At 66.6% G+C, this 6,000-nt stretch carries 4 protein-coding genes; 1 reads left to right on the forward strand and 3 read right to left on the reverse strand.

The annotated features are described in order from the left end of the window. Positions 1–114: 114 nt before the first annotated feature. Complete coding sequence (locus J7I92_RS01685) at positions 115–1,107, forward strand: hypothetical protein (protein ID WP_214836435.1); 993 nt, start codon at positions 115–117, stop codon at positions 1,105–1,107. A 76-nt stretch (positions 1,108–1,183) separates the two neighbouring features. Here the strand turns inward: J7I92_RS01685 and J7I92_RS01690 are convergent, their stop codons facing one another. From J7I92_RS01690 to J7I92_RS01700, 3 genes are all read right to left on the reverse strand, one after another. Then, positions 1,184–3,160 carry an NHL domain-containing thioredoxin family protein gene (locus J7I92_RS01690; RefSeq protein ID WP_214836437.1) on the reverse strand — a complete coding sequence of 659 codons (1,977 nt, stop codon included), beginning with the start codon at positions 3,158–3,160 and terminating at the stop codon, positions 1,184–1,186. Continuing rightward, positions 3,160–5,319 (reverse strand): cytochrome c oxidase assembly protein, encoded by a 2,160-nt coding sequence (locus J7I92_RS01695; protein ID WP_214836439.1) that lies wholly within the window; start codon positions 5,317–5,319, stop codon positions 3,160–3,162. Before J7I92_RS01695 ends, J7I92_RS01690 begins: the two co-directional genes overlap by 1 nt. Before the next feature lie 134 nt (positions 5,320–5,453). Then, positions 5,454–5,738, reverse strand: coding sequence for an HU family DNA-binding protein (locus J7I92_RS01700; RefSeq protein ID WP_011693739.1), 285 nt, complete (start codon positions 5,736–5,738; stop codon positions 5,454–5,456). Between the last annotated feature and the right edge of the window lie 262 nt (positions 5,739–6,000).

Genomic DNA, 6,000 nt, shown 5'->3' on the forward strand with positions numbered 1-6,000 from the left:
TGTCGGGGTCGGTCCGTCGCCGTCGCGCTGTCCGATAACGGCCGGACTGCGTCATGCGGCACTGCCGCCGCACCTGCTTTCCGGCGCCTTGCAGGTAACGTAAGGTGCGTGCAGATGAGTCAAGCGTTGGTGAGGATCGCGGCCGGGTGGCTGCTGGGCCTCATGCTTGCCATCGCCGCGGCCGTCGTAGCGGTGAACCTGGTGAACGCCTCGGTGGCGAGTCCGGAACAGCCCGTCCGTGAATATTTGGACGCTTTGCAGAAGGGCGAGGGCGAAAAAGCGCTCGGGCTCCTGCGCGCCGCGGTGCCGGAAAGCGACGCCGCCATGCTCGACGGAACAGCGCTGCAAACGGCCGCCTCCCGAGTGACGAACGTGAAGTTCGGCGAGACGCAGGAGCGCGGCGGAAACCAGGTCATAGTTCCCATGGAATACAGCATTGACGGCAGCCGGCTGACCACGGAATTCCTGTTGGAACGGACCGGAACCGAGTGGCTCTTCTTCAACAAGTGGGCCTTTGTGCCGTCCGCATTGCCCGTTCTGGAAGTCACCGTGGTCAATTCCAGCGAGGCCACACTCAACGGCGTCCCGGTGAACATGCCCAACGGCCGCAATTCCTTTGCCGTCTTCTATCCCGGCGAGTACGAGGCCAGCCTGAACGGCGCATACTTCTCGGCGCCGCCCACCCGCGCCACTGTTTCCGGCCGCGACGTTCCCACGGCCCCGCTGAGCCTCCTGACCGAAGCCACCCAGGGCCTGAAGGACGCCGTGGGCGCCAAGGTGAAGGAATTCCTGGACGCCTGCGCAGCCGAGGCGGTGAAGGAGCAGAAGCTCCAGCCCGACTGCCCGTTCTACCACGCCACCTTTAACCGGGTGACGCTGGGGACCATCAATTGGAGCATCAGCGAGTACCCGAAGGTATCCATTGAGCCCTTCGGCGGCCGCTGGGTAGTGGCTCCCCTGGACGGGAAAGCCCGGCTGAAGGCGCAGCAAACCGACCTCTTCACCGGCGCAGTGAGCGACCTGGACGTGGAACACGACTTCAGCTTCACCACCCGCCTGGACATCGACGGCGACACCATCAGGGTTACCCCTCTCCTCAGCTACTAGGTCACGGGAGGTCGCTTGGCGGTCCCGGACTGCAGCCTTTACTGTCTTAACCGCAGTGGCGGAAAAGACGGGGACCTCAGTCCATGCCGCGGAGGTCCAGCACCAGTTCCGTGTCGCCGTCGGCCTGCAGGATCACCGGGATCCCCCAGTCCTGCTGGTACAGGTGGCAGGCCGCGTGGTCGGGGATCTCGCCGTCGGCCGTTTCGGGGCCGTCGCAGGCTGCGGCGCGCGCGGTAATGTGCAGGATGCCGTCGGGGACGTCAGCGGAAAGCTCCAGGGTCCGCAGCAGGCCCACGGAGGTTCCGCCGCCGCTCACCAGCAGCTCGGGCGGTGTCGAGGAGATCTTCAGCTGGGTGGGGTCGCCCCAGCGGTCGTCGAGCTTCTGGCCGGTCGGCGCAGTGAAGCGCACGGTCAGTTCCAGCGGTCCAGCTGCCACGGGGCTCTTGGGCCGGTGCGTCTGCACCGCGCCTTCGTCCACCTGCTGCGCTTCCTTGGGGATGGGCACGTAGACCAGCTGGTGCTTGTTGGCTTCGACGACCACCAGCAGCGGCTCCTTGCCGGCCACCTGCGTGTGGTCCACGATCACGTCCGAGGGCTCCAGGAGCCCGCGGGCGAGGGTGGACACAGTCTTGGTCGCGGGGTCGTAGCGGCGGACGGCGCCGTTGTAGGTGTCGGCGATGGCCACCGAGCCGTCCGGCAGCACTGTCACGCCGAGCGGGTGCTGCAGCCGCGCTTCGGCGGCCGGCCCGTCACGGAAGCCGAAGTCGAAGAGGCCCCTGCCGACGGCGGACTCGACGGCGACCGTACCGTCGTCGTCGATTACCAGTTTGCGCAGTGCGGAGGTCTCCGAATCGGCCACCCAGATGCTGCCGTCGGCGTCCTCGGCCAGGCCGGAGGACTGTGCGAACCAGGCTTCATGGGCAGCGCCGTCCAGCAGGCCCTCCAAGCCGTTGCCGGCAAGGATGGACACCTCCCCGGAGATCGGGTCGAAGCTGAAAATCTGATGCACGCCGGCCATGGCCACTACCACGGCATTGAGCTTGCGGGACCAGACGAGATCCCACGGCGAACTCAGCGCAACGTCCAAGGGGTGGTCGCTGAGGCGTCCGGTGAACCCCGCTGCGTCCTCGTCCACCCGCGCGGGTCCGACCTCCAGCAGGCGCTGCACACCGTTGCCCACGAGCGTGGTGACGGTTCCGTCCGCGAGGGACAGCCCGCGGAGGCGGTGGTTGACGGAGTCGGCAATCACGACGTCGTAGCCCGTCGTCACTGCCACATCTTCCGGCAGGAGTACCAGGCCCTGCGGCTCGTTGAACTGCGCGGTCGGCTTGATTGAGTCGATGTCCGCCCCGGGGCCGTCGGCGTACCCCTTCGTGCCGGAGCCGAAAGTTCGCAGCACCGTGTGGAAGTCCGTGCCCAGCTCCACCAGGCGGTGATGGCCGGTGTCGGTGACGAGCCAGGAGCCGGCGCTGGCAGAGGTGCCCCGGCCCGCCGGGAGGAAGAGCGCCTTGCCCGGGAAACGCAACGTGCCCGACGTCGGCTCCGGAGCAACGTACGGGCCGCTGCCCCGGTGCAGGGTCCCTTTGGCCTCATGCTGGGCAATGAGTTCCGGGATCAGCACGGACAGGCCGTCCGCGTGGCCTTCACCGGACAGGTGCGCCACGATGTAGCCCTCGGGGTCGATGACCACCAGGGTGGGCCAGGCGCGGGCGGTGTAGGCCTTCCAAGTGTCGAGCTCGGGATCGTCCAGCACAGGGTGGTGGATCTCGTAGCGTTCGACGGCTGCGGCCAACGCCACCGGATCGGCCTCGTGCTCGAACTTCGGCGAGTGGACGCCCACCGTTACCAGGACGTCGGAGTACTTCTCTTCGAGCGGACGCAGCTCGTCGAGCACATGCAGGCAGTTGATGCAGCAGAAGGTCCAGAAATCCAGGAGTACGATCTTGCCGCGCAGGGCTTCGAGGTCCAGGGTCTTGCCGCCGGTGTTCAGCCAGTTGCGGCCCACCAGTTCGGAGGCTCGGACCCGGTGGTGGGTGCGTACGGTTTCGCTCATCAGCGTCCTTCCAGCTTTGAATTGCGTTCTGCCAGCTTGGCGTCGCGTTCAGCCAATTTGGCAAACATATCGTTGTAAGCATTGAGATCGGCGTCGTTATTCCTGTCCGCCGCCCGGTCTGTCCGCTTGGATTCCCTTGCGTCCGACTGCGACCACATGATGGCGACGCCGATCGCCACCAGGAGCGTGGGCACTTCGCCGACGCCCCAGGCCACCGCGCCGCCCATCTGCTGGTCGAGCAGCGCGGAGGGTCCCCAGGCCCTGCCCAGGTTGCCGAAGTAGTCAGCGGCGAGCAGTCCCGTGCCGCCCATGATCGCCACGCCGAAGAAGGCGTGGAAGCCCATCGTGGCAAGCAAAAGCACCAGGCGCATGGGGTACGGCGCGCGCAGTGGCAGCGGGTCCGTCCCGATCATGCTCAGGACGAAGATGTAGCCGGTCAGGGCGAAGTGCAGGTTCATTAGCTCGTGGCCCACGTGGTCCCGCATGGCAAAGCCGAACGCGTCGGAGTAGTAGAACAGCACGATGGAACCGGCGAAGTTGGCTGCAGCGAAGAGCGGGTGCGTGACCAGCTGGGAGAACCTGGAGTGCACAAACAGCAGCAGCCATTCGCGCACGCCGCGTGAACCATCGGCCCGCGCCGGCAGGGCCCGCAGCGCGAGGGTCACCGGGGCACCGAGGACCAGGAAGATCGGGGCCACCATCGTCAGTGCCATGTGGTCCACCATGTGCGCTGAAAACAGCACCCGTCCGTAGACCGCCGGCGGGCCGGACGTGATGTAGGTGAGGACCAGCAGCCCGATCACCCAGTTGATGGTGCGGAACCAGGACCACTTGTCGCCTCGGCGCCGGACCTTGGCTACGCCCAGGAAGTAGGAAACCATGCCGAAGGCGGCGACGGCGATCCACAGCCAGTCCAGGCGCCATTCCGTGAGCCAGCGTTCCGGCGTCAGCTCCGGCGGCAGTTCGTAGCCGGAGAGGATGAAGGCCGGAGACGCGTCCGGAGCGAAGGTGGTGGGCTGCGGCGGGGCGGAACGGCCCAGCGCCACGGCGATGCCGGACGTTGCGCCCATGATCAGCAGTTCCGCTATGACGAGCTGCCACAGCACGCGCCGGGACGACAACGTGGCACCCTTGCGGTTGAGCTGCGGGATGACCCACTGGCGGTGCATGAGGCCGATGGCGCCCAGCATCAGCGTGGCCACGGCCTTGGCCAGCAGCATCTGCCCGTAGGCGGATCCGAACAGGTCGTGCCAGCTGGTGACCCGGATGCTCGCGTTGATGACACCGGAGGCGAACACCAGGACGAAGGCGAAGCCTGCCAGCGAGGAGAAGCGGCGGAGCGTGGGTTCGGTGATATCCGCTTTGGTGCCGGCCTGGGAGGCTGCTTTGCTGCCCGTCAGGATGCCGGACAGGACGGCCAGCATGATGATGCCGCCCACCCATGCAGAGACCCCCACTAGGTGAAGGGCCAGCGAGTTGATGGCGCCTTCGTGGTCGCTGGAACTTGAGGAGTGGCCGATGAGTGCGATCGGCACCATCCCCACCAGCGACAGCACCAGCGTGAGGGCGAGCCCGCTCAGGGACCGCACGCCGAACAGTGCGGTGGTGACCACGGCGGCCACGATGGTGACGGCGAGCCACGCCCGGCCGGTCTCGATGTCCGTCATGAAGTAGACCAGGGCACGGGTGAATTCCGCGTCGCCTGACAATGACTGCCCGGCCACATCCGAATAGGTCAGCACCAGCACCGCGATCGCGGACAGGGTCCAGGCAGCTCCGGCGGCCGCGGCGACTGCCAGGGCGCGGGTGAAGGCCGGATGCTCGGGGGCCTCTGCGTCCTTAGTGCGGGAGCCGTGGGCGGTCCTGGGCAGGATGGCGACGGCGAAGATCAGACCGCCGATGACCGTGGCCAGGGACACGTTGTGAACGGCCTTGCTGATGGGCAGTCCCCAGCGGATCAAGGCGCCGGGATCGGACACGTCGCGTGCGGCGGCGGCCCCCGAAAACAGGAGCGCTGCTGCGAGGCCGAGGAAGAGCACCGCAAGCCCGGCGAACTGCCACAGCCGGGAAATGCCCGCGGCACCGCCTGTTACCCCAGCCTGACCCGGGGTGGGGGAAGGCTGCGGAAGTGTGGAGCGGGATTTTGCTGCTGAGGGCACCTATCCATTGTCCGCTACGGGTGCCTGCGCCGCGAATCGGCCAGTCAGTGCGCGCCGACCAACGCAGACCGCCGACGCAAAGGGAGCGGCAACCCTCAGGTTGCAGCTCCCTTGCAAGCGTTGGACGCCGGATGCTACTTCTTGGAGACAGCAGCCTTCAGCTTGGAGCCAGCGGTCAGCTTGACGCTGTGGCCCGCGGCGATCTGGATGGTCTCGCCGGTCTGCGGGTTGCGGCCCGTACGGGCTGCACGGTCGGTGCGCTCAACTGCGAGCCAGCCCGGGATGGTGATCTTCTCGCCCGCGGCGACAGAAGTCTCGAAAACCTCGAACAGTGCATCAAGCACGGAGTTGACGGCTGCCTGGCTGGTGCCGGCCTTGCCTGCTACCTCTGCAACAAGTTCACTACGGTTCTTAGCCATTTATGTCCTCCTGGACGCTTTGGATTTCTGGAGCCTGCACGCGGCGTGCGCACAAGCCACTGTTCGAAAACTTACCAGCTTGCCGCCGTCAGGTCCGCAAATTCCGCGTGTTTCCGCCGTTTTTTGAGGTAAATCACCGGTTTTGACGCCTTTTGACCCCCTATTTCGCCAACAGCGGACCGCGCCCGGAGACTCCCCGACAACCAGCCCGCAGCGGGTCCCCCACGCTCCCCGCCCCACCCGGGACGCTCTCTCACCATCG

This window comes from Arthrobacter sp. ISL-72 (assembly GCF_018613755.1).
In the GTDB taxonomy this organism is placed as follows: domain Bacteria; phylum Actinomycetota; class Actinomycetes; order Actinomycetales; family Micrococcaceae; genus Arthrobacter.

Coding starts and splice junctions, on each gene's coding strand:
- J7I92_RS01685 (WP_214836435.1), top strand. CDS start 115: ATGAGTCAAGCGTTGGTGAGGATCGCGGCCGGGTGGCTGCTGGGCCTC.
- J7I92_RS01690 (WP_214836437.1), bottom strand. CDS start 3,160: ATGAGCGAAACCGTACGCACCCACCACCGGGTCCGAGCCTCCGAACTG.
- J7I92_RS01700 (WP_011693739.1), bottom strand. CDS start 5,738: ATGGCTAAGAACCGTAGTGAACTTGTTGCAGAGGTAGCAGGCAAGGCC.